The 21,479-nt window shown below is 62.4% G+C and carries 31 protein-coding genes; 28 read left to right on the top strand and 3 right to left on the bottom strand.

The genetic code is table 11. The features are described 5' to 3' along the window. From BLW24_RS16670 to BLW24_RS16600, 15 genes are all read left to right on the top strand, one after another. Complete coding sequence (locus tag BLW24_RS16670) at positions 1 to 573, top strand: DUF3486 family protein (protein ID WP_090387738.1); 573 nt, start codon at positions 1 to 3, stop codon at positions 571 to 573. Further along, a complete protein-coding gene (locus BLW24_RS16665) occupies positions 570 to 1,898 on the top strand; it encodes a terminase large subunit domain-containing protein (protein ID WP_090382120.1) in 1,329 nt (442 codons plus the stop codon). Before BLW24_RS16670 ends, BLW24_RS16665 begins: the two co-directional genes overlap by 4 nt. After that, entirely contained in the window at positions 1,895 to 3,391 is a 1,497-nt protein-coding gene (locus tag BLW24_RS16660; RefSeq protein ID WP_090382128.1) for a phage portal protein family protein, read from the top strand. The genes BLW24_RS16665 and BLW24_RS16660 overlap by 4 nt, the downstream gene beginning before the upstream one ends. Beyond that, positions 3,391 to 4,227, top strand: a complete 837-nt coding sequence (locus BLW24_RS16655; RefSeq protein ID WP_090384317.1) for a phage head morphogenesis protein — start codon at positions 3,391 to 3,393, stop codon at positions 4,225 to 4,227. The genes BLW24_RS16660 and BLW24_RS16655 overlap by 1 nt, the downstream gene beginning before the upstream one ends. 1 nt (position 4,228) lies before the next feature. After that, on the top strand, positions 4,229 to 4,705 hold the full coding sequence (locus tag BLW24_RS16650; RefSeq protein WP_090382132.1) for a phage virion morphogenesis protein: 477 nt from the start codon (positions 4,229 to 4,231) through the stop codon (positions 4,703 to 4,705). A gap of 206 nt (positions 4,706 to 4,911) precedes the next feature. Beyond that, entirely contained in the window at positions 4,912 to 6,045 is a 1,134-nt protein-coding gene (locus BLW24_RS16645; protein ID WP_244161176.1) for a peptidase, read from the top strand. Positions 6,046 to 6,059: 14 nt separating this feature from the next. Continuing rightward, positions 6,060 to 6,983 carry a major capsid protein gene (locus BLW24_RS16640; RefSeq protein ID WP_090384310.1) on the top strand — a complete coding sequence of 308 codons (924 nt, stop codon included), beginning with the start codon at positions 6,060 to 6,062 and terminating at the stop codon, positions 6,981 to 6,983. Positions 6,984 to 6,991: 8 nt separating this feature from the next. Beyond that, complete coding sequence (locus BLW24_RS16635; protein WP_090384304.1) at positions 6,992 to 7,189, top strand: hypothetical protein; 198 nt, start codon at positions 6,992 to 6,994, stop codon at positions 7,187 to 7,189. Then, a complete protein-coding gene (locus BLW24_RS16630) occupies positions 7,186 to 7,518 on the top strand; it encodes a DUF2190 family protein (RefSeq protein WP_090384300.1) in 333 nt (110 codons plus the stop codon). Before BLW24_RS16635 ends, BLW24_RS16630 begins: the two co-directional genes overlap by 4 nt. A 2-nt stretch (positions 7,519 to 7,520) precedes the next feature. Continuing rightward, entirely contained in the window at positions 7,521 to 7,745 is a 225-nt protein-coding gene (locus BLW24_RS16625; protein ID WP_090384293.1) for an Acb2/Tad1 domain-containing protein, read from the top strand. Positions 7,746 to 7,753: 8 nt separating this feature from the next. Beyond that, a complete protein-coding gene (locus BLW24_RS16620; RefSeq protein WP_090382156.1) occupies positions 7,754 to 8,185 on the top strand; it encodes a gp436 family protein in 432 nt (143 codons plus the stop codon). Further along, positions 8,185 to 8,655: a Gp37 family protein gene (locus tag BLW24_RS16615; protein WP_090384288.1), complete on the top strand. Its 471-nt coding sequence runs from the start codon at positions 8,185 to 8,187 to the stop codon at positions 8,653 to 8,655. Before BLW24_RS16620 ends, BLW24_RS16615 begins: the two co-directional genes overlap by 1 nt. Continuing rightward, positions 8,652 to 8,867, top strand: a complete 216-nt coding sequence (locus tag BLW24_RS16610; protein WP_090382162.1) for a hypothetical protein — start codon at positions 8,652 to 8,654, stop codon at positions 8,865 to 8,867. The genes BLW24_RS16615 and BLW24_RS16610 overlap by 4 nt, the downstream gene beginning before the upstream one ends. Then, complete coding sequence (locus BLW24_RS16605; protein ID WP_090382169.1) at positions 8,867 to 10,294, top strand: phage tail sheath subtilisin-like domain-containing protein; 1,428 nt, start codon at positions 8,867 to 8,869, stop codon at positions 10,292 to 10,294. The genes BLW24_RS16610 and BLW24_RS16605 overlap by 1 nt, the downstream gene beginning before the upstream one ends. Next, positions 10,295 to 10,819 (top strand): phage major tail tube protein, encoded by a 525-nt coding sequence (locus BLW24_RS16600; protein ID WP_090382175.1) that lies wholly within the window; start codon positions 10,295 to 10,297, stop codon positions 10,817 to 10,819. Positions 10,820 to 10,888: 69 nt separating this feature from the next. Here BLW24_RS16600 and BLW24_RS16595 read toward each other — a convergent pair whose 3' ends face one another. Then, positions 10,889 to 11,080: a hypothetical protein gene (locus tag BLW24_RS16595; protein WP_090382180.1), complete on the bottom strand. Its 192-nt coding sequence runs from the start codon at positions 11,078 to 11,080 to the stop codon at positions 10,889 to 10,891. Positions 11,081 to 11,210: 130 nt separating this feature from the next. On the opposite strand from BLW24_RS16595, the gene BLW24_RS16590 reads away from it, so the two are divergent. From BLW24_RS16590 to BLW24_RS16565, 8 genes are read left to right on the top strand one after another with little or no spacing between them, the layout of a single operon-like run. After that, the gene (locus BLW24_RS16590; protein ID WP_090382187.1) at positions 11,211 to 11,465 is read left to right on the top strand and encodes a phage tail assembly protein; all 255 of its coding nucleotides are present in this window, start codon (positions 11,211 to 11,213) and stop codon (positions 11,463 to 11,465) included. A gap of 28 nt (positions 11,466 to 11,493) precedes the next feature. Beyond that, complete coding sequence (locus tag BLW24_RS26870) at positions 11,494 to 11,625, top strand: hypothetical protein (protein WP_276326441.1); 132 nt, start codon at positions 11,494 to 11,496, stop codon at positions 11,623 to 11,625. Then, positions 11,612 to 14,002: a phage tail tape measure protein gene (locus BLW24_RS16585; protein WP_090382193.1), complete on the top strand. Its 2,391-nt coding sequence runs from the start codon at positions 11,612 to 11,614 to the stop codon at positions 14,000 to 14,002. The genes BLW24_RS26870 and BLW24_RS16585 overlap by 14 nt, the downstream gene beginning before the upstream one ends. Further along, entirely contained in the window at positions 14,002 to 14,874 is an 873-nt protein-coding gene (locus BLW24_RS16580) for a phage tail protein (RefSeq protein WP_090384284.1), read from the top strand. The genes BLW24_RS16585 and BLW24_RS16580 overlap by 1 nt, the downstream gene beginning before the upstream one ends. 1 nt (position 14,875) lies before the next feature. After that, entirely contained in the window at positions 14,876 to 15,091 is a 216-nt protein-coding gene (locus BLW24_RS16575) for a tail protein X (protein ID WP_090384137.1), read from the top strand. Beyond that, the gene (locus BLW24_RS16570; RefSeq protein ID WP_139272684.1) at positions 15,079 to 16,185 is read left to right on the top strand and encodes a phage late control D family protein; all 1,107 of its coding nucleotides are present in this window, start codon (positions 15,079 to 15,081) and stop codon (positions 16,183 to 16,185) included. The genes BLW24_RS16575 and BLW24_RS16570 overlap by 13 nt, the downstream gene beginning before the upstream one ends. Further along, on the top strand, positions 16,182 to 16,346 hold the full coding sequence (locus tag BLW24_RS26605; protein WP_244161173.1) for a hypothetical protein: 165 nt from the start codon (positions 16,182 to 16,184) through the stop codon (positions 16,344 to 16,346). Before BLW24_RS16570 ends, BLW24_RS26605 begins: the two co-directional genes overlap by 4 nt. Further along, on the top strand, positions 16,343 to 16,681 hold the full coding sequence (locus BLW24_RS16565) for a phage baseplate assembly protein V (protein WP_244161174.1): 339 nt from the start codon (positions 16,343 to 16,345) through the stop codon (positions 16,679 to 16,681). The genes BLW24_RS26605 and BLW24_RS16565 overlap by 4 nt, the downstream gene beginning before the upstream one ends. A 5-nt stretch (positions 16,682 to 16,686) precedes the next feature. Here the strand turns inward: BLW24_RS16565 and BLW24_RS26235 are convergent, their stop codons facing one another. Together BLW24_RS26235 and BLW24_RS26230 are read right to left on the bottom strand one after the other, a co-directional pair. Beyond that, positions 16,687 to 16,965, bottom strand: a complete 279-nt coding sequence (locus tag BLW24_RS26235; protein ID WP_208600186.1) for an NYN domain-containing protein — start codon at positions 16,963 to 16,965, stop codon at positions 16,687 to 16,689. Further along, entirely contained in the window at positions 16,956 to 17,228 is a 273-nt protein-coding gene (locus BLW24_RS26230) for a PIN domain-containing protein (protein ID WP_208600187.1), read from the bottom strand. The genes BLW24_RS26235 and BLW24_RS26230 overlap by 10 nt, the downstream gene beginning before the upstream one ends. A gap of 93 nt (positions 17,229 to 17,321) precedes the next feature. Here BLW24_RS26230 and BLW24_RS16555 point away from each other — a divergent pair, with 93 nt between their 5' ends. The 5 genes from BLW24_RS16555 to BLW24_RS16535 are packed head-to-tail and all read left to right on the top strand — an operon-like array spanning position 17,322 to position 21,479. Next, entirely contained in the window at positions 17,322 to 17,705 is a 384-nt protein-coding gene (locus BLW24_RS16555; RefSeq protein ID WP_090384143.1) for a GPW/gp25 family protein, read from the top strand. Next, positions 17,683 to 18,807 (top strand): baseplate assembly protein, encoded by a 1,125-nt coding sequence (locus tag BLW24_RS16550; protein WP_090384149.1) that lies wholly within the window; start codon positions 17,683 to 17,685, stop codon positions 18,805 to 18,807. Before BLW24_RS16555 ends, BLW24_RS16550 begins: the two co-directional genes overlap by 23 nt. Beyond that, positions 18,800 to 19,435 (top strand): phage tail protein I, encoded by a 636-nt coding sequence (locus BLW24_RS16545; protein ID WP_090384154.1) that lies wholly within the window; start codon positions 18,800 to 18,802, stop codon positions 19,433 to 19,435. Before BLW24_RS16550 ends, BLW24_RS16545 begins: the two co-directional genes overlap by 8 nt. After that, the gene (locus BLW24_RS27010) at positions 19,435 to 20,898 is read left to right on the top strand and encodes a phage tail protein (protein ID WP_338062070.1); all 1,464 of its coding nucleotides are present in this window, start codon (positions 19,435 to 19,437) and stop codon (positions 20,896 to 20,898) included. Before BLW24_RS16545 ends, BLW24_RS27010 begins: the two co-directional genes overlap by 1 nt. A gap of 2 nt (positions 20,899 to 20,900) precedes the next feature. Continuing rightward, entirely contained in the window at positions 20,901 to 21,479 is a 579-nt protein-coding gene (locus BLW24_RS16535) for a phage tail protein (RefSeq protein WP_139272685.1), read from the top strand.

The following is a 21,479-nucleotide window of genomic DNA, read 5'->3' as shown; positions in this document are numbered from 1 at the left end:
ATGGGCCGCAAGTCTTCGATTATCCGTCTACCCGAAGCGATCAAGTCCTATATCGAAGGCAAGCTGGCCGAGGGCCAGTTGACCTTGGACGAGCTGATCAGCGATCTGCGCGCACGCTTCCCTGAGCAGGCCGAGGAAGGCGAGTTACCCAGCCGGGCGGCCGTGCATCGCTATGGCCAAAAGCTGGAGCGGCGCTTGTCGGCTATCCGCGCCAGTACCGAAGCGGCAAAGATCATCCGCGCCCAGGCGGGTGACAAGGAAGACGCTCGCAGTGAAGCGTTGACGGCGATGATCCAGTCCGAGTTGTTCGAGTCGATCATGGCCCTGCAGGAAGCCGGTGACGAGGAGATGGACCCGGCCGAACGGGTAGGCCTGCTGGCCACTGCTGCGAAGAACATCGCCACCCTCACGCGCAGCTCGGTGACCCTGAAGAAGTACCAGAACGAAGCCGAGGAACGTGCCCGCAAGGCGTTGCTGGCCGAGCAGGCCGTGAAGCTCGATGAGATGGGCAAAGCCGGCACGCTTAGCGCCGAGACCTTGCAGCGCATCCGTCAGGAGGTCTACGGGCTATGAGCGACAAGCAGCCTGCTATCCAGTTATTCAACTACCAGAAGCAATGGCTGCTTGATCGTGAGCGCTTCAAAATCGCCATGTTCGCCCGCCAGACCGGCAAGACGTTCACCAGTACCCTGGAGATCGTCGATGACTGCTTCGACGTCGAGTCGCGCGGTGGCCGCACTCGCTGGGTGATCCTGTCCCGAGGCGAGCGCCAGGCCAAGGAGGCCATGGAGGAAGGCGTGAAGAAGCACTGCCGCGCCTACAACATGGCGGTGCAGGAGATCGAGGGCGAGTTCAAGGGCAGCAACGGTGAGCGTTTCACCATGCTCGATGTTGTGCTGCCGGGTGGTTCCAGGATCACCGCGTTGCCGGCCAATCCCGACACCGCTCGTGGCTTCAGTGCCAACGTGTTCCTGGACGAATTCGCCTTCCACCAGGACAGCCGCAAGATCTGGACGGCGCTGTTTCCTGTGATTTCCAACGGCTGGAAGCTACGCATCACCAGCACGCCCAACGGCAAGGGCAACAAGTTCTACGAGCTGATGACCGACAAGAAGCTCGCCGATGTCTGGTCGCGGCATGTAGTCGACATCCACCGTGCAGTAGCGGATGGCCTACCTCGCAACGTCGAGGAGATGCGCGCGGCGCTCAACGACGAGGACGCCTGGGCCCAGGAATTCGAACTGAAGTGGCTGGACGAAGCCAGCTCCTGGTTGAGCTACGAACTGATCAACGATGTCGAGCATGACCAGGCCGGACGGCCTGATCTCTATACCGGTGGGCCGTGCTTCATTGGCGTCGATATCGGCGCGCGCAATGACCTGTTTGTTATTTGGGTGCTTGAGCAAATCGGTGACGTGTACTGGACGCGGGAGATCATCACCCGCAAGCGGGCTCCGTTTCACGAGCAGGATGCACTGCTGGATGACGTGTTCACCCGTTACCGCGTGTTGCGCTGCTGCATGGATCAGACCGGTATGGGTGAGAAGCCAGTAGAGGATGCCAAACGTCGCCATGGCTCCATGCGTGTCGAAGGTGTGATCTTCGGTACCGCCAGCAAACTGACCATGGCCACCCGTGGCAAGGAAGTGTTCCAGGACATGCAGATCCGCATTCCCTTGGGCGACACCGAGCTGCGCAACGACCTGCACAAATTACAGAAAGTCGCTGGCCCAACCGGAGCCCCGCGCTTTATTGCCGAGTCCGACTCAGCCGGCCACGCCGACCGCACCTGGGCGTGTTTCCTCGCTCTCAACGCCAGCGACGGCCCCAATGGCCCGGTCACCGTCAAATCCCGTCGCCCACGTCAGGGCGCGCACATGACCCAGGGGTACGCATGAGCAGTAAAGGTCTGTGGGTTAGCCCCACCGAGTTCGTCCGTTTCAGTGAGCCCGCTTCAGGTAAGGGACTCACCGACCATATCGCCAGCCGGGGTCGCAGCTTCGACTCCCAAGCATTGGGCATGTACCTGCCCAACCCCGACCCGATTCTCAAGGCTCAAGGCAAAGACATCACCGTCTACCGCGACTTGCGCAGTCAGGCCTTGGTGGGCGGCAACATCCGTCGCCGCAAGTCTGCGGTGCTTGCTCTGGAGCGCGACCTCAAGCGTGGTAATGCCCCGGTGCGGGTCGAGCGTTTCATCAGCGACTGGTTAGCCGACCTCGATCTTGACCGCATCATCCGCGAGCTGCTCGATGCGCCGTTGTTTGGCTTCCAGCCTATTGAGCTGATGTGGCGTCCGCTGGGCCTGCACCTGGTACCCGAGGATCTGCTGGGCAAGCCGGCTGAGTGGTTCCTCTACGACCAGGACAACCAGCTGCGCTTCCGGGCCCGTGATGCTGGCCTGCAGGGCGAGCTGTGCGACCCACAACGTTTTGTGGTGGCGCGCCAGGATGCGACCTACAACAACCCTTACGGCTTCGCCGATCTGTCCATGTGCTTCTGGCCTGTGGTGTTCATGAAGGGTGGCCTGAAGTTCTGGGTGCAGTTCACCGAGAAGTACGGCTCGCCCTGGGTGATCGGCAAGCACCCGCGTGGCGCAGCCACCCACGAGACCGACCTGCTGCTGGACAGCCTGGAGGCCATGGTGCAGGACGCCGTGGCAGCGATCCCGGATGACTCCAGCGTTGAGATTCTCGAAGCGGCAGGCAAGAGTGCCAGTGCCGATGTATTCCGTGAGTTGCTGGTTTATTGCCGCAGCGAGATCAACGTGGGCCTGCTCGGCCAGAACCAGACCACCGAGGCCAACAGCAATAGAGCCAGTGCCACAGCGGGCCTGGAGGTCGCCAAGGACATCCGCGATGGTGACAAGAGCATCGTCGCCGCCACCCTCAATGCCGCCATTCGCCTGGTGGTCGACCTCAACTTCGGCGAAAACGTCGCGGCCCCGGTGTATGAGCTGTGGGAACAGGAGGAGATCGACAAGACCCTGGCCGAGCGCGACAAGAACCTCACCGATGCAGGCGTGAAGTTCACCCCGGCCTACTGGAAGCGCATGTACAACCTGGAAGACGGGGACATTGCTGAAGCGCCTGCAGTTGAGGCTGATCCGGCTTTTGCCGAGCCGACCCTGCGGCCGATCCTAGATCAGGTTGCGCTCGACCAGGTAATCGACAACCTGCCGGCTGAGCTGCTCCAGGAGCAAGCCCAACAGGCTATAGCACCAGTGATTGAAGCACTGCTGCGCGGACGTTCGGAGACCGAAGTCCTGGGCTTGTTGGCCGAGGCGTACCCGTTGATGGATGACCAGGCCTTGCAGCAGACCCTGACCCGCCTGCTGTTCATCGCAGGCACCTGGGGCCAGTTGACGGCCAACGCGGATCGGGAGGACTGATGGCCAAGGCACCCACCCCAGCCGACCTGCAGGCCATCTTCGGCCTGGAGCCCGAGAAGGCCATCGCCTACCTCGCCGCCAAGGGCTATGCCATTACCTGGAACTGGCAGGAGATGCTCGATCAGGCGCACGACCAGGCCTTCACCGTGGCCAAGGCGATGCGCCTGGATTTGCTCTCGGATATCCGCGACGCACTTGAAACCGCCTTGCAGGATGGGCAAACCCTCAAGCAGTTCATCGAGCAGCTGCAACCGGTGCTGGAAGCCCAGGGCTGGTGGGGTAAGCAGGTAATCGTCGACGGTGCAGGTAATGCCGAGCTGGTGCAGCTGGGCAGCCCGCGCCGGCTGAAAACCATCTACCAGACCAACCTGCAGAGCGCCTACATGGCCGGCCGCAAGGCAAGCATGGAAGACAGCGCCGACACCCACCCGTACTGGCGCTATGTGGCCATCCTCGACGGTCGTACCCGGCCCAGTCATCGCGCGCTGAATGGCAAGGTGTATCGCCATGATGACCCGGTGTGGTCGGCAATCTACCCGCCCAACGGCTTCAACTGTCGCTGCCGGGTGACTGCATTGTCTGGCTCTGCGCTCACGCGTAAGGGCCTCCAAGTGGAGAGCAGTGCCGGGCGCATGCAGACCGAAACGGTAGAGATCGGCGTGGACAAGCGCACAGGCGAGATCCGCACAGCCCAGGTGACCGGCGTGCGCACCACCGATACAGCAGGCAAGTCGGTGATGTTCCGCACCGACCCAGGCTTTAACCATGCACCGGGTACCGGGCTGGCTGAAACGCTGAAGCGCAAACAGGCCGCTGCTGGCCTGCAGGAGGTTTGAGATGTTCACCGTCCAGTTGGAGCATCAACGTCTGCAGGAAACCCTGCGCACTATCGAGTGGGCCGTAGGTGACCTGTCTCGGCTGATGCGTGGCATCGCTGCCGAGCTGGCCAGCCAGACCGAGGAGAACTTCGAGGAGCAAGGCCGGCCCGACTGGCAGCCGCTGTCGGATGCCACGACTGAGCGACGGACGAAGTCCGGCACCTGGCCGGGTCAGATGCTGCAAGTTAGCGCTGGTGGTCTGGCGGCATCCATCACCACTCAATCAGACGACAGCTCCGCACTGGTTGGCAGCAACAATCCCTACGCGGCCATGATGCAGTTCGGCGGTAGCAAGTCCGACTTCCCTCACTTGTGGGGTGACATTCCTGGTCGTGAGTACTTGCCCATGGATGCCGATGGCCAGCTGCAGCCAGAAGCCGAGGAAGCCATCCTCGATTTGGCCATGGATAACCTGAAAAGAGCCGCCCGCCTGTAAGGCCCTCTGCTGCGTTTTGCGGGGATATGCGCTCCGGTTCATCGCCCCGCACCCCAGAAAATCGCTGTAAAGGCTTTATAAAGCCATATCGCGCCGTTCCTATCCTGCCTCTCGGGTGCAAATCCAGCAGCACGGTGCGAATCTCCCCGAAAACTCTTTAAACCCGATTAAAAGTCTGCAGCCGGCTCGGGCGGCAGGCTGTGCGCATGTACTACCACCCAAGCGCGCAGCCCATGAAGCCAATCCATATCTTCAAGCCCGGTAAGCACGTCGCCATGAGCGGTGTGAGCCTCAACTTCAGCGAGTCCGACCTGGCCGCAACAGTGCGTGCCTATGACCCGGCATTGCACGAAGCACCGCTGGTGCCTGGTCATCCCAAGCACGACGCACCGGCCGGTGGCTGGGTCAAGTCACTGGCCAGCAGCGCCGATGGTTTGGTCGCCGAGCCGCACCAGGTTGCCCCGGAGTTCTCCGAGCAGATCGCCAGCAACCGCTTCAAGAAGATCTCCGCCTCCTTCTATCACCCCGGCGCGCCGAACAACCCGGTGCCGGGCGTGTACTACTTGCGCCATGTCGGCTTCCTCGGTGCCCAGCCACCAGCGGTGAAAGGCCTGCGTCCTATCGAGCTGGCCGAGGGCGAGGAAGGTGTTGTCGAGTTCTCCGACTACGGCCACGAAGTGGGTGCCAGCCTTTGGCGTCGCCTGCGCGACTGGCTGATCTCCGACCGAGGTCTGGATGTGGCCGACCAGGTCATCCCCGACTGGCAAATCAAATCCCTGGACGAAGTCGCCCGCCGCGAAGACGAGCCGCGTCCTTCCTTTTCCGAACCAACCCCAACCGCAACCACTGAGGAATCCACTGTGACGCCCGAAGAAATTGCCGCCATCCAGGCTGAAAACCTGCGGCTGAAGAACCAGGTGCAGTTGCACCAGGATCAACAGCTCCAATCCCGCAAGGAATCCACTCATGCCACCAATGTGGCGTTCGCCGAGGAACTGGTGGCCGCTGGCAAGCTGTTGCCTAAGCACACCGCCGCACTGATCGCCTGTCTGGACTTCGCCGAGGACGGTGATACCCCGCTGGAGTTCGGCGAAGGCGACGCCCGTCAGCCAGTGTCTGCCGGCCTCAAGGCCATCTTCGGCGACCTGCCGCAGCAGATCGACTTCGCCGAGCAGGCCAGCGGTGCTCGCCGCAGTGGCGACGCACAGGTCGCCGACCTGGAGTTCGCCGAGAAGAACACCGATCCCGACCGCCTTGCCCTGCATGCCCGCGCCACTCAGCTGGCTGCAGACAAGAACATCCCCTACGAGTCGGCCGTGCGCCAACTCATCACCCTGTAAGGAGTTGAGCAGCCATGGCTGACCGTCTCAAGCAACTACGGATCGTTGATCCGGTACTGACCAACATCGCGCGCGGCTATCGCAATGCGCAATTTGTCGGCGAAGCACTGTTCCCGCTCGCTGATATGGACAAGGAAGCGGGCATCGTGCCGCTGTTCGGTAAGGAAGCCTTCCGCCTGTGGGACACCGAGCGCGCTATTCGTGCCCAGTCCAATGTGATGACCCCCGACGACACCAACACCCTGGACGTGGTGCTGCGCGAGCATGACCTGTCCTATCCGGTGGATTACCGCGAACAGGCCGAGTCGATGTTCGACGCCGAGGCCCGCGCGGCTAAGCGCGTCAAGGAAGCCATCGACCTGCGCCGTGAAGTGTCCTGCGCCGCGCTGGCACAAAACGTCAACACCTACCTCAGTGGCGGCAAGGTTGCCCTGGCTGGTGCCAGCCAGTGGAGCGCCAATGGCGGCGATCCTGTGGCGGTGGTCGAGACCGGCAAGGAAGTGGTGCGCTCGCGCATTGGTGTGCGCCCGAACACCATCCTGATGGGTGTCTCGGTGTACGCGGCTTTGAAGTTCCACTCCAAGCTGCAGGCCGCACTGGGTAGCAACGAAACCAAGCTCCTCACCCTGGAGCACCTGCGCGCGCTGTTCGGCATCCAGAACATCGTGGTTGGCGAAGGTCTGGCCGGCGACACCACCACGGCGGATATCTGGAGCGACAACCTGGTGCTGGCCTATGTGGCTCAGCAAGGTGCGGGCGAGAAGTCGGACTACGAGACCCCGTCCTTCGGTTACACCCTGCGCAAGAAGGGCATGCCGGAAACGGACAAGTACGACACCAACGGCGGCAAGGTGCGCTATGTGCGCCACACCGACATGTACAAGCCCGTGGTGGTTGGCGCTGACGCCGGTTACCTGATCTCCGACATCGTCGCCTGAGGTGAGCCATGAGCGATAAAACCAAGGCCTACCGCGTTGTAGGCATCGACCTGGACATCGACGGCGAGCGCGTCCCCGAAGGCAGCGAGATCGAGCTGGTGGCTGAGCCCGGCCCACGGCTGGCGCGTTACCTGGAGCCCATCGAGAGCGCCGCCCCGGCCAAGTCGGGCAAGAGTGCCAAAGCCTCTGAGGAGACCAAAGTATGAAGTCGCAACAAGTAATCCTGATCACCTCGGTGGTGGCCGCAGTCGAGCTGACCCGCCGTCGCTTCGTTGGCTTTGACGGCAACGTCTGCGCCAACGGTGCCAAGGCGCTGGCTGTGGTCGAAGCCGACACCGCTGCTGGCAACGTCGCTCCGGCCAACGTCCTGGGCGTGATCCTGGTGGAAGCCGGTGCGGCTATCTCGGCCGGTGCCGAGGTTCAGTCCGATGCCAGCGGCAAGGCCATCACCAAGGCTGCCGGTATCAGTAACGGCATCGCCTGGGACGCCGCCACGGCGGCTGGCGATGTGATTCGCATCGTGCGAGGTATCTGACGATGGATAACCAGCATCGCCAGATATCTGGCTACCGCGAACTGAGCCAGGCCGAGATCGATCAGATGAACGCCGTGAAGGCCAAGGCGGCTGAGGTGGGAGCGCTACTCGATTCGCTTTCGGCTTCAGCTGGCCTGGATCAGCGTTGGGTTGGTATCGCTCGCAGTCACCTGCAGCAGGGCTTTATGGCGGCAGTCCGCGCCATCGCCCAGCCCACCACGTTCTGAGGCCAGCCATGCACTACTGCACCCGCGCCGATATCGGCAAGGCCATCCCGGAGCTGACGCTGATTCAGCTCTCCAACGATGACCCCACCGCCGAGCTGCCCAATGAGAGCGTGATCGAGGACGGCGTCCGCCAGGCTGAAGAGCTGGTGGACGGCTACCTGCGAGGCCGCTACGACCTGCCGCTCGATCCGGTACCGAGCGTGCTGCGGGATGCCGTGGTGTACCTAGCCCGCCACTGGTTGTACCAACGCCGCCCCGAGGGAGCGCTCCCCGAGGCGGTGAAGGACAGCCGCAAGGACACCCTCAAGCTGCTGGAGAGCATTCGTGATGGCGTGGTCACCCTGGGCATGCCCACGGGTGAGGCCGCACCGGAGCCGGGCAAGATCCGCGCTCGCGCTCGTCGCCAGCAGTTCGGCGATGACTTCCTGGGGCGCTACTGATGAACCAGACCGAGCAGCTCCTGGATGCGATTGTCGAGCGCCTGAAGGCAGCAATGGGCCGCGATCTGATGGTGGAACTGTTCCCGGAGAACCCGGCGCAGTACCGCCTCAACCACCCACGCGGCGCTGTCCTAGTGGCGTTCGGCAAGTCGACCTTCGGCGGCTCCCAGGCCACCGATGCAATGTTCCAGGAGCGCAACCTGGTCATCAGCCTGACCCTGGTGTTCCGCCAGCTCAACGGCAAGGACGGTGCGGTCAGCTACCTGGACCGCATCCGAGACACGCTGACTGGATGGTGGCCACCGCATTGCGACCAAGCCTGTCGTCCGGTCTCTGAGCGTTTCATCGGTCACCTGCAGGGCGTTTGGCAGTACGGCCTGGATATCGCAACCCGTGCAACTCAATTGCAATCCATGGCACCACCGGCGGGCGCGCCGCTGCTGCCACCCACCTTTGAGGGAACTCTATGAAACTCAAGCGCTACCGCTATTCCGGCCCGCAGAGCGCTGCATCTCTGCGCGTGGGCAAGGCTGGCGAGCTGCTGGATGTCCAGCTGCTGCCAGGCCAGCCCGTTGATCTGCCACCCGAGCATGAATACACCCAGGTACTGCTGGCCCTGAACCACCTGGAGCCGTTGGCGGATGACGCCGCTCCGGCCGAGAAGAAAGGAGAGAAAGCGTAATGGCTGCCAACTATCTACACGGCATTGAAACCCTGGAAGTCGAGCGCGGGCCGCGTGCCATCCGCGTGGTCAAGTCTGCGGTGATCGCGCTGATTGGTGCTGCGCCGGTTGGGCCGGTGAACACCCTGACGCTGTCGCTGAATGATCGCGATGGTGCCCAGTTCGGCCCCGAGCTGCCTGGCTTCAGCATTCCGCAGGCACTGGCCGGCATTTATGACTTCGGTGCGGGTACCGTCATCGTGGTCAACGTCCTCGACCCGGTGATCCACCGCACGGACGTTGTGGCCGAGGCTCGCCAGTTCGGCAACAACGACCGCCTGAAGCTCGGCCATGGTGCGCTGCAGGTGCTAGCGCTCAAGTCGAATGACGGCAACACCACCTATCAGCTCAACACCGACTACACCCGTGACATGCTCACTGGTGAGGTGGTGCGCAAGCCTGGTGGCAACATCCCGGCGAATGCCCAGGTCAAGGCTGACTACACCTATGCCGACCCGAGCAAGGTCACCCCGGCCGACATCATTGGCGCGGTGACCATCGCGGGCCTGCGCACCGGCCTCAAGGCTTTCCCGGATAGCTACAACCTGTTTGGCTTCTTCCCCAAACTGTTCATCGCGCCTGGCTTCTCGACCCTCAACGCGGTCAGCGTTGAGCTGATCGCAGCCGCTGAGCAGATGGGCGGCGTGGCTTATATCGACGCGCCTATCGGCACTACGCCGCAGCAGGTACTCGCTGGCCGTGGCCCGCTCGGCAGCATCAACTTCAACACCAGCAGCGACCGCGTGCGTCTGTGCTACCCGCACGTCAAGGTGTACGACGCCGCCACTGATGGCGAGCGCCTGGAGCCGCTGTCGATCCGCGCTGCGGGCCTGCGTGCCAGGGTGGACTATGACAAGGGCTACTGGTGGAGCAGCTCCAACCAGGAGCTGGTCGGCGTGATCGGCCTGGAGCGTCCGCTCACTGCACGGGTTGATGACCCGGACAGCGAGGTCAACCTGCTCAACGAGGCTGGCGTCACCACGGTGTTCAACAGTTTCGGTACCGGCCTGCGGCTGTGGGGTAACCGCACGGCAGCCTGGCCGACCGTGATCCACATGCGCAACTTCGAGAACGTGCGCCGCACCAAGGATATCGTCGACGAGTCGATCCGCTACAGCTCGCTGCAGTTCGTTGATATGCCGGTCACCCAGTCGCTGCTCGATAGCGTCACGGAAAGCGTCAACCTGTTCTTCCGCAAGCTTATCGGTGACGGTGCGTTGCTCGGCGGTGAGTGCTGGTTTGACCCGGCGCGCAACCCGCAGACCGAGCTTGAACTGGGGCATGTGCTGTTCAACTACAAACTGACGGTACCGCTGCCGTTCGAGCGCGGCACCTTCGAAACCGAGATCACCGGGGAATACCTGGCCAACCTGAAGGGGGCTGCATAAATGGCAGGCGTAAACGCGCATCGCATCACCAACGCCAACCTGTACTTGGACGGGCAAGACTTCTTCGCCAAGTCCGAGGAGATCGAGCTGGGCAGCGTCAAGGCGGTCATGTCCGACTTCCAGGGCCTGGGTATGGTCGTTCTGATCGAGCTGCCGGACGGCCTAGACAAGTTGGAAGGCAAGATCGTCTGGAACAGCCTGTACAAGGAAGCCGGCAGCAAGCTGGCCAGCCCCTTCAAGACTGTGCAGCTCCAGTGCCGCAGCAACGTCCAGGTGTTCAACAACGGTGGCCTGGTGGACGAGATCCCGCTGGTTACCCTGATGACCATCATGCCCAAGGAATACAACCTGGGCAGCTTCAAGCCGCGTGACCCGTCGAAGTTCGAGACACCGTTCTCAGCCATCTTCGTGCGCCAGCTGCTGAACGGCGAGGAAGTGCTGCTCCTGGACTACCTGGCCAATATCTTCCGCGTGGGCGGCGAGGATCAATTGGCCAAGTACCGACGCAACATCGGACAGGCATAGTTTTAACGGATGGGCACGGATGCCCAGGACACGGAAGTCAGAAGCCCCGCTTAGTGCGGGGCTTCGCTTTTATCCCTTGCGCTTCAGGGTGCTGATGTAGCCGCGCAGGTGGGTCAGTGCGGCATGCTCAGGATTGAGTCCGCGCAGCATAGTGCGCCGCTCGCTGCCATCGGGCAGGTAGGTCAGCAGCTCGTCGCCGATCTCGATATAGCTGGCCGTATAGGTCTCGCCTTCATGCTCCAGGGTAACGTTTTCTTCCATCACAGCCTCCGCGCTGGGTTATGGGCGCTTCTCTTTAAACCAGATTAAAAGGCAGCGCCAGTGTTAGGCGCGATGCTCAGGGCTCTTACACAGAGCAACCGATCTCATTGATCAACCTGGAGCATAAAGCATGGCCGATAAACCCAACGTAACTCTCAAGCATCCGTTCACCACCGCTGCTGGCCAGAAAGTCGAGCGGCTGGAATTCCGTCGCCTGACAGTAAAAGACCTGCGTGCAGCCAATGAACAGGCGTCTGGCAATGCTGCAGTCGAAGAGCTGGTGCTCATGTCGCGCTCGGTCGGGCTTGTCCTGGAAGACCTGGATGCCATGGACATTGCGGACTACAAGTCCGCCCAGGAGCAGTTTCGGCTCTTGTCGGATTGATACCAGCCACCTCGACGAGTGCGAAGCCTTGCTTGCCAGGTGGTTCCGCTTTCAGCCCTCGGAGATCGAGCAGCTGACAGTAGAACGCTTCCTGACCTGGTGCGAGCAGGCCGAGCAGCAAATCCGCCAGCAAAGCGAAGCCAGCCGTGAGCAACCGTAGCCTTAGAGTAGGTCTAGAGATCGGCGCATCCGCCCGTGGGGTTCTTCCCCTGCTGGGCGGGGTGCGCCGCACCCTGACGGGCCTTGGTGACACGGCCAGCAAGCTGACTCGCCAGCATGCCGAGCTGGGAGCCTCGATCCAGCGCAACCTCGGTACGCTGGCACCCAGTACCGTCGCGGCGCTCAACCGCGACTATGTTCGCCTTGGGCAAACCCTCGACACCGTTCGCCGCAAGCAAGAGCAACTCACGGCCCGCCTGGCGCGGCGTGATCAGCTGCGCAATCAACGCGCCGAGTTGCGCTCCGGTGTGCTGGAGACCGTTGCTATCGGGGCCAGCGCGGCGCTGCCGGTCAAGCTGGCCATCGACTATGAGTCGGCCATGGCCGATGTGAAGAAGGTGGTCGACTTCGACACTCCGGATGGCTTCGTCAAGCTCGGCGATGAACTCCTCAAGATGACCCGCACCTTGCCTTTGGCCGCTTCAGAGCTGGCAGCCATTGCCGCCAGTGGTGGTCAGCTGGGTGTTGCAGCGGCGGATATTCCCAAGTTCACCGAGACCGTGGCGAAGATGTCCACGGCCTTCGACATGGCCGCCGAGGAAGCCGGTGACTCGATGGCCAAGCTGGCCAACGTGTACCAGATCCCGATCTCGCAGATCGGTCGCATTGGCGATGCGATCAACCACCTGTCCAACGCCTCGCCGGCCAAGGCGCGCGATATCGTCCAGGGCTTGAATCGGGTGGGTGGTGTAGCCAAGCAGTTCGGCCTGGTCGAGACCCAGGCCGCAGCCTTGGTGAATGCCTTTGTCAGTTTGGGCAAGCCGCCCGAGGTGGCCGGTACCGCCATCAACGGCATGTTGGCGAAGCTGGCCACGGCCGATAAGCAGCCGAAGAAGTTCCAGCGTGCCCTGCAGGAAATGGGTATGACGGCCGAGGGGTTGAAAGCCTCCATTGCCCAGGATGCGCAGGGCGCACTGACCAGCTTCCTGAACACCCTGAGCAAGGTGCCGAAAGCCGATCAGATGGGCGTCCTGGTCGATCTGTTCGGCCTGGAGTACGCCGATGATGTGGCGGTGCTGGCAGGCTCGATGGATACCTACGCCAAGTCCCTGGCACTGGTGAACAAGTCCTCGAACTACGAAGGTTCGATGGAGAAGGAACTCCAGGCTCGGGCCGAAACAACCGAGAACAATCTGCGGTTGCTCAAAAACAGCATGGTCGAGTTGGGGGTGAATGTCGGTGCCGCGTTACTCCCATCACTGAATAGCCTGGTTGATACGCTCAAGCCAATGATTTGGGGCTTTTCAACCTGGGCAAAAGAGAACCCCGAGGTCGTCAGCGGCGTGATCAAGCTGGTGGCCGGAGCTGTTGCGCTGAAGTTGGGCGTTGTCGGCCTGTCTTACGGGTTGAGCCTGGGAGCTTCTGGCCTGAACGGAGTGGGCATCGCGATCTCGCTGCTGTCCGGCAAGTTCACCATGATGCGCGCCATGCTGTTGCTGGGCGGCCGTCTTGGCCCATTCATCACCGGGCTTAGCCTGTTGCGTGGCGGGGCGATGCGGCTTGCGCCTGCACTTGGTATGGCGCGCACGGCGGTGCTCTGGCTGGGCCGCGCACTTCTGATGAACCCCATCGGCCTGCTGATCACCGGCATCGCTCTGGGGGCCTACCTGATCTACCGCTACTGGGAGCCGATCAAGGGCTTCTTCGGCGGGCTGTGGACGGAGATCAAGGCCGGTTTCAGCGGTGGCCTGACGGGCATCCTCGGCCTGCTGGTCAACTTCAGCCCGCTGGGCCTGTTCTACCGGGCGTTCAGCGGTGTCATGAATTACTTCGGGATCGAGCTGCCGGGCAAATTCACCGACTTCGGCGGCATGCTGATCAGCGGCCTGGTCAATGGCATTACGGCGAAGCTCAGCTCTGCCAAGGAAACGGTCGTCGGGTTCGGCAGTGACGTGGCTGGCTGGTTCAAGAGTACTTTGGGTATCCAGAGTCCAAGCCGAGTCTTCATGGCTGCCGGAGCCAACGTCTCCGAAGGTGCTGCGATTGGTATCACCGCCAAGCGGGGGTTGGTCAAGCGTGCCGCCTTGGGAATGGCAGCCGCGACTGCAGTCAGCCTTGCCACCCCGCAACTGGCTGCAGCCGAGGGGCCAGCTGCAACTGCAAGTCGCGTGGCCAACCTGGCACGAAGCGTTGGCCCTGCAGCTCTGTCAGGCCAAGCCAGTGGCGGCATCACCATCCACTACGCCCCGAAGATCACCGTCCAGGGCGGCGGCCCTGGTACTCAGGAGGCTGTCCAGCAGGCCCTGCAGCTATCGCGTAATGACCTGGAGAAATTGATGCGTGAAGTCATCGCCGATCAGCAGCGGAGGGCCTTCTGATGTGGGCAGTACTCGGCGATATCGAGTTCGAGGTGAAGTATCACCCCGGCCGGCAGGATGAGCGCTCAGCCGCGGACTACGCCCAGCATGCGTTGATCCAGGGTAAGCCGCGCTTGGAGTGGGTAGGCGACAGCCTCGACGAGCTGACCCTGGAGCTGACCCTGCACTCAATGCTGGTCGACCCCGAGCTGCAGATCCGTCGCCTGAAGGAGGCAAAGAGCGCCCACGAGCCGCTGCCCTATGTACTGGGCTCGGGTGACTATCGCGGGATCTACCTGCTCACCGAGGTGTCGGTCACCACCCGCAAGACAGATCCTCAGGGCCGGTTGGTCTCGGCCACGGTGAGCCTCAACCTGCTGGAGTACTCCGGTAAATACACCAAGCCGCTACCACGGCCGAGGGCGTTGGTGTCCAACCTGGCCGCCAACCCGATGGCCCGCGTGGGCGGTGCAGCGCCTGCGCTGGTGACCCCCACACAAAAGGCCCTGGGCATGGCCAAGGTTGCTGGCAACTACCTGCGTGCCGGGGTGGATGCCTTCAATTTTGTGAAGACCCTGCGCGACAACCCGGCCGCTGTGCTGGCCCAGGCGCCACGTCTGCTCAGCCTAACCGGGCAAGCGCTGCAGCCCCTGCAGGAGTTCCAGCTGGCTGCCGGACTGATGGAGGACGGAGCCGACCTGGTGCAACTGGGCCTGTCGGTGACCAGCGAGGTGCAACTCGCCCAGGGCGCGCTCAACCCAATCCGCCCGGAGGCCATCATTAGCCAGGTGGACTACGCAACCAACCGCATCGAGTTGGCCCAGGGCCGACTGAGCGGTGCATCAACCCGCCTGGCAGGCCTGGCCGTCGATGTGATCAGCCGGAGGGCATGACATGGCAGCCGAATACCTAACCCACACCACCGTTGAGGGGGAGCGCTGGGATCAGCTGGCCTTCACCTACTACGGCGATGCAATGCGCTACGAACCGATTGTCCGCGCCAACCTGCAGGTGCCCATGACCCGCGCACTACCGGCCGGGCTGACCCTGCGCATTCCGGTGCTCGATGCCCTACCCAGCAGCGAGGATCTGCCGCCGTGGTTCAAGTGAACGAGATTCCTGGCCGCGACACGGCCGAACCAACCGTCTGGCGCATTGGCTACCAGGGCCGCGACCTCACGGCTGACCTCGCGCCCTATGTGTTGGGCGTGACCTGGACGGACTACCTCAGCGGCCAGTCCGACGAGATCAGCATCGAGCTGGAGGACGTGGACGGCAAATGGCTCACCACCTGGTACCCGATCAAGGGTGACGCCCTGACACTGAGCATGACCTACCCAGGGCAGGCACCGCTGAACTGCGGCAGCTTTGAGGTGGACGAGATCAACACCAGCGGCCCGCCCTCAGTGGTGGTCATACGCGGGCTGTCTGCAGGTGTCAGCAAGGGCGTGCGCACCCGCAAGGGCTATGCCTACGAGAACACCACGCTGGCCGAGATCGCCACCCAGGTGGCCAAGCGCAACAAGTTCGAGCTGGTGGGCGAGATCAAGCCCCTGCAGATCGACCGTATCACCCAGTTCCAGGAACGCGACCTGGCCTTTATCACCCGCGTGGGCCGCCAGTACGGCTACGCAGTCAAGCTGCGTGAGAACAAGCTGATCTTCACTGCAATGGCTGGTCTGCGCGATGGCGCGCCAGTGCGCACGATCAGCCGCAAGGAATGCAGCCGCTACGACCTCAAGGACAAGATCAAGGACGTGTTCCGCACGGCCAAGAACACCCACCACGACCCGGACACCCAGAAGACCATCAGCAGCCAGGCGCAGGACACCCGCGCACCGGATAGCCAGGTGGGCATGGAGACCAGCGCCGACGAGCTGCGCATCAACCAGCGTGCACCAGACGCAGAAAGCGCCCAAGCCCAGGCCGATGCAGCCCTCGGTGAGGCCAATGACGAGCGTGCCGGCGGCAGCCTGACCCTGCCAGCCGACCGCCGCCTGGTGGCCGGTGCAGTGGTGACCCTGGACGCCAGCTGGGGCCGCATGGCCGGTGACTACCTGATCAACCAAGCCCGCCACAGCAAGCGCCGCAGCAGCGGCACCACGGCCGATATCGAGATCCGTCGGGTTACGCCTGCGCCGGTACCGCTAATGCGTGCCCTGGCCGGTGAGCCCACCCAGGCCAGCAACGAGGCAACCGCATGAGGCGTGAAGAACTGGATGGCTTGCAGTTTGGCTTGGTCAGCTCGGTGGACTATCTCAGCTGCCGGGTGAAGGTAAGCCTGGAAGAGTTCGATGGGCTGGAGACCTGGTGGTTAAAGGTGCCGCAGCGGCACACCAAGGCCACCAAGAGCCGCCCCCCGTGACGGACAAGGACACCCACTACCTGCGCTTCAGTGACGGCACGATCCTCACCTATGACCGGGCGACCCACGCCCTGGTAGTGGACTGCGTCGGCAGCGCACTGGTGAAGACTGCCAAGACAGTGACCGTTCAGGCCGGTCAGCCGGTGCTGGTGGTAGCGCCCAGGGTGACCCTGGATACCCCGGAAACCATCATGACCGGCAGCCTGCAGGTTGCCGGGCCGGTCGCGATCACTGGAGATGTCACCCTGGCAGCCGGCCTGCAGGCTGTTGGTGATATCCAGACCCAGGGCAAGGTGCTGGATCAGGGCGGGAACTCGAATCACCACAGCCACTGACAGAATCAGTAGCGAAGGTTTTCCAGGTATGGATTCAGCGAGATGAACTTTGAGGCTTCAAGCTTTAGCTCTCTGGAAGCGTGATCCCAGAACACCACCTCTACTGTGAAACCCTTAGATTTCAGAGCCTTTACGGCTGGTACAAAGTCGCCATCGCCTGCAACTAGAACCACAGTATCTTCACCAGGTACGCCATCCGATAGGGCATCGACGAGCATTAAGGTGACGATTCCGGTATCGACTTTTTTCTCTTTATTGGCAACGTTGCGATCTTCTAGATGCAAGACGAATCCTGCTGCTTCAGCAATTTTCCAAATACCATCGTTGGGTGGGGGCGTGAGCCGAATAGGGCCGCACGCTTGGTTTTTGATGGGTCGTTGTCAGTCAAGAACTTATGAGGTTTGCCAAAGCTGATGGTGTATCCCTGATCCAATATTCCATCGTGCATTGCCTCGCCGATATTTTTGGCAAGGCCTTGCTGAACTGCACTCACCCTGCGGCCTTCGAGATAGAGATTAGAGTTGTCGATGTATATGAAGTCTGACATGGAACCTTCCTTTGGCTTTAGACGGACTGAGATATTGCAACTCTTTAAACCCGATTAAAAGGACGAGCAGGCAGGATTGCCCACCATGGGCGCATGACCACGCCCATCCCCTATACCAGCATCACCTCCGCCCACTGGCAGCCGGCACTCGGTACGCCCGGTGAAGTGGTCGAGGGCCTGCGTGATATCGACCAGGCCATCCGCATCATCCTGACCACGCCGCGTGGCAGCGACCCGCACCGCCCCGAGTTCGGCAGCGACATCAACCTGTATATCGACTGGCCCACCAACCGCGTTGTGCCACATCTGGTGCGCGAGGCTGTGGACGCCATTCGCCGTTGGGAGCCGCGCGTCACGGTGGTTCAGGTACTGGTCGAGATCGAGGGCGAGCGCATCACCCTGCGGGTGCAGTGGAAGGTGGCTGATGGGGTTATCCAGCAAACCGAGGTGCCCTATGCGCGCGCTGCCGCCGCCTGAGTTCGTCAAGATCGACCCGGCCGCTATCGAAGCGGCCCTGGTTGCCCGCTATGAGCAGAAAACCGGCAAGACGCTGTACCCGGCGCAAGTCGAGCGGCTGTTCATCGACCAGGTGGCCTACGCCAAGACGCTTGCCCTGATGGCCATCCAGCAAGCTGGTGAGCGCATGCTGGTGCGTTTCTCCGGTGGGCCGATCCTCGACTACCTGGGCGAACTGGTAGACACGCCGCGCTTGCTCGCCCAGCCGGCGCGCTGCACTCAGGTGTTCCGGCTGCCAGCCCCTGCGCTGCAGGCGGTGCTGATCAGTGCCGGCACGCGGGTCACCAGTCAGGATGGGCGCATTGCCTTTGTCACCGAGGAGGCCGTGACCCTGGCAGCCGGCGCGACCGAGGTACGCACCACCGTGGCCTGCGAGACGCCAGGTACCAGCGCCAACGGTTGGGCCATCGGCCAGATCGCTGTGCTGGGTCAGCCACCTGCAGCCGGCATGACCACCAGCAACGAGTCCGTGCCGGCAGACGGCATCGACGATGAAGAGGATGAGCCCTACATCGAGCGCATCATCCTCGCGCCAGAGTCATTCAGCACGGCCGGGCCCGAAGGCGCGTACATCTACCACGCCCGCGCGGCGAGCCAGTCAATCATCGAAGTGGCAGTGCGCGGTGGCGAGGATGACCCAACCGTGCCGGATGGCGAGGTGTGGATCTACCCGCTGACCAAGACGGGCCTGCCCAGCCCCGAGTTGTTGTCACTGGTGCAAGCCAATGTCAGCGCTCGCAAGAAACGCCCCCTGACGGACAAGGTGCTGACCAAGCTCTCGCCCGAGGTGGGTTATGCCATCCGGGGCAACCTGACCCTGTACCAGAATACCGATGCAGACAGCGTGCACGCCCTGGCCTTGAAGGCTGCAACCGCCTATGCAGCAGAGCGCCGCGCCGGCCTGGGCCGAGACATCGTGCCCGAGCAGATCATCCGCGAGGTGCAGGTTGCCGGGGTGTACCGCCTGCAGCTGACCGAGCCTGCCTTCCGCGACGTGGCCAGCCACGAATGGGCCAACTGCACCGCCATCGAGCTGAACGTGATCGGTGTCGCCCATGGCTGACCAACTGCCACCGGTATTGGCCGGTGATGAGCGCTTCGCCATCCTGTGCGAACTGCTCCAGGAGGAGTTCGACAGCCTCGATCTCTCGCCCATGTTGGTTTACCTGGTCGACGTGGTGCCGCCGCAAGTACTGCCGCACTTGGCTGACCAGTTCCACGTCATGGGCCTGGAGGGCTGGCGCTATGCCCGCGACGACCAGGAGCAGCGCGAGCTGATCAAGCGTGCCATCGAGCTGCACCGCTACAAGGGCACGCCCTGGGCCATCGAGCAGGTGCTGGTCACGCTCAACCTCAGCGGGCGGGTGTCGGAGTGGTACGAGTACGGCGGCTCGCCGTATCGCTTCCGCGTCGACATTGAGCTGACCGACCGAGGCATTGATGAGGCTACCTACGACGCCCTGGTCGACCTGATCCGTGAGTACAAGAACAAGCGCTCCCGGCTGGACGCGCTCACCGTCGCACTGACCAACCGCTCCCAGGTTCCAGTCATTGCTGCCGCCCTCATAGGCGGCGAGATCACAACCATCTACCCACTACAGCTCGATGGCGTCGAGCAGGCCAGCCCCATGTTTATCGGTGCCGGCCTGGCGACCATTGAGATCACAACCATTTATCCATTGGAGGCATGATGGCTCAGGACTACTACTGCATCCTTACCAACGCCGGCTTGGCCTATGAGGCGGCGTGTAAGGCCAACCAGGTGCCGATCAAACTGACCCACTTCGCGGTAGGGGATGGCAACGGTGCGGCCTACAACCCCGGCCCCGAGGCAGCGGCGCTGCGTCGTGAGACCCACCGCCAGCCGATCAACTCGCTGCTCCAGGACGAAGCCAACCCGAGCTGGCTGCTGGCCGAAGCCATGATTGCAGATGATGTGGGCGGCTGGACGATCCGCGAGGTCGGCATCTACACCGACACCGGCCTCCTTTATGCCATCGGTAAGTACCCAGACAGCGTCAAGCCCGTATTGGCGCAGGGCTCTGGCAAGCAGTTCTATGTGCGCGCCATCTTCCAGACCAGCAACGCCACCAGCGTCACCCTGTTGATCGACAACTCGATTGTGATGGCCACCCGTGCGTTCGTCCTGGAGCAGTTGCAGGCAGAGTTGGGCAAGCGCGATGCGAAGAACAGCGTAAAGGTAGCCACCACTGCAAACCTGGGTGCGCTTTCCGGCCTGCTCACTGTTGATGGCGTGCTCCTTGGGGCTGGCGACCGCGTCTTGGTTAAGGATCAGGCCGATGCCAAGACCAACGGAATCTATATCGTGGCGGCCGCCGCTTGGGCTCGCGCTGCTGATGCCGATGCCAGTATCGAAGTAACTCCAGGCCTCCTCGTTGCCATCGAGCAGGGCACTACCAACGCCGACAGTATCTGGCAGTTGGTTACCGACGCGCCTATTACCCTCGGCACTACCGCGCTGGTCTTCGAGATCGCAGCTGGCCCCTCGGGCGTGAGTGCTGGCACCTACCGCAGTGTCACTGTCGACAAGCGTGGCCGAGTAACTGGCGGCAGCAACCCATCCACCCTAGCAGGCTACGGAATCACTGATGCTGTTTCTGCAAATGCTGAGGCATCGCAGGCAGAGGCAGAGGCTGGAACCGCACTTGGGAAGTGGATTAGCCCGCTGCGCGTATTCCAAGCCATTCGTTCGGCAGCTGCGTTGGCTACCGAGGTGCTGCGTGGTGTTCTGCGCGTTGGCACCCAGGCCGAGGTGAATGCGGGTGCCCTCGACGACGTAGCCGTCACGCCGAAGAAACTGCGCTGGGGGGTCTCCTACCTAATAGGCCTGGTTGGCTATGTAGCGTTTCCGTCATGGTTGGGCGGCTGGATCATTCAGTGGGGCAAGTTCACATCGCCAACATCGTTGCCAGGCGCAAACGGTGGCCAGGTCGTCTTTAGCCTCCCGTACGCTTACCCGAACAACCATTTTGGGCTGGTGCCAGGCATGGTTCGCGCGGTCTACATGAGTGGCAACATGTCCATGTATGCCGATCCGACCAGCCTTAGCACCTTCACTCTGGTATGGGATGCCGCGAGCGGTAGCGAAACCGGCGGATTTCTGTCTGCATTCATTATTTCCATAGGTAACTGACCATGCCCGCCCATACCGTATTGTTCTGCGCTGCAACCCGTGGCTGGTATCCCACCAAAGCCAGCGTGCCCAATGACTGTCATAGTGTAGAAGTCCCCCATTCGGACTACCTATCGCTACTTGGCCATCCAGTTGTCGGTGATGCGAATGGCTATCCAGTGCTCGAAGAATTAAACACCCAGCCATCGGCTGAGCAACTCTGCTCTGCCATCGACGCCGCCGCTGACGCCGCCCGTCGCGCAGTGGCAGGAGACCCGCTGCGCGCCGTGGAGTACGACCGTGCGGCCAGCGAGGCGCAGACCTTCGCCACTGCTAACTATCAGGGAGCCGTACCGCCCATGGTCGCCGCCTGGGCCATCAACGGCCGTACCGCACGGCAAGCAGCAGACGGCATCCTGCAGGAGGCTGCTCACTACAACGCCGCCCTGGTGCAACTGCGCACCATGCGCCTCAACGCCAAAGAGCTGATCCGCAATGCCATGACCGCTGGCAACGTCGAGCAGGCGCAGGACATCGCGGATGAAACCATTGCCAGCATCCAAGCCGCCGTCGCCGGCATCGGCAACAACGCAGGGGTTTAG

It is taken from the genome of Pseudomonas anguilliseptica, assembly GCF_900105355.1.
Lineage (GTDB): Bacteria > Pseudomonadota > Gammaproteobacteria > Pseudomonadales > Pseudomonadaceae > Aquipseudomonas > Aquipseudomonas anguilliseptica.
This window is presented reverse-complemented; position numbering and strand designations above follow the sequence as displayed.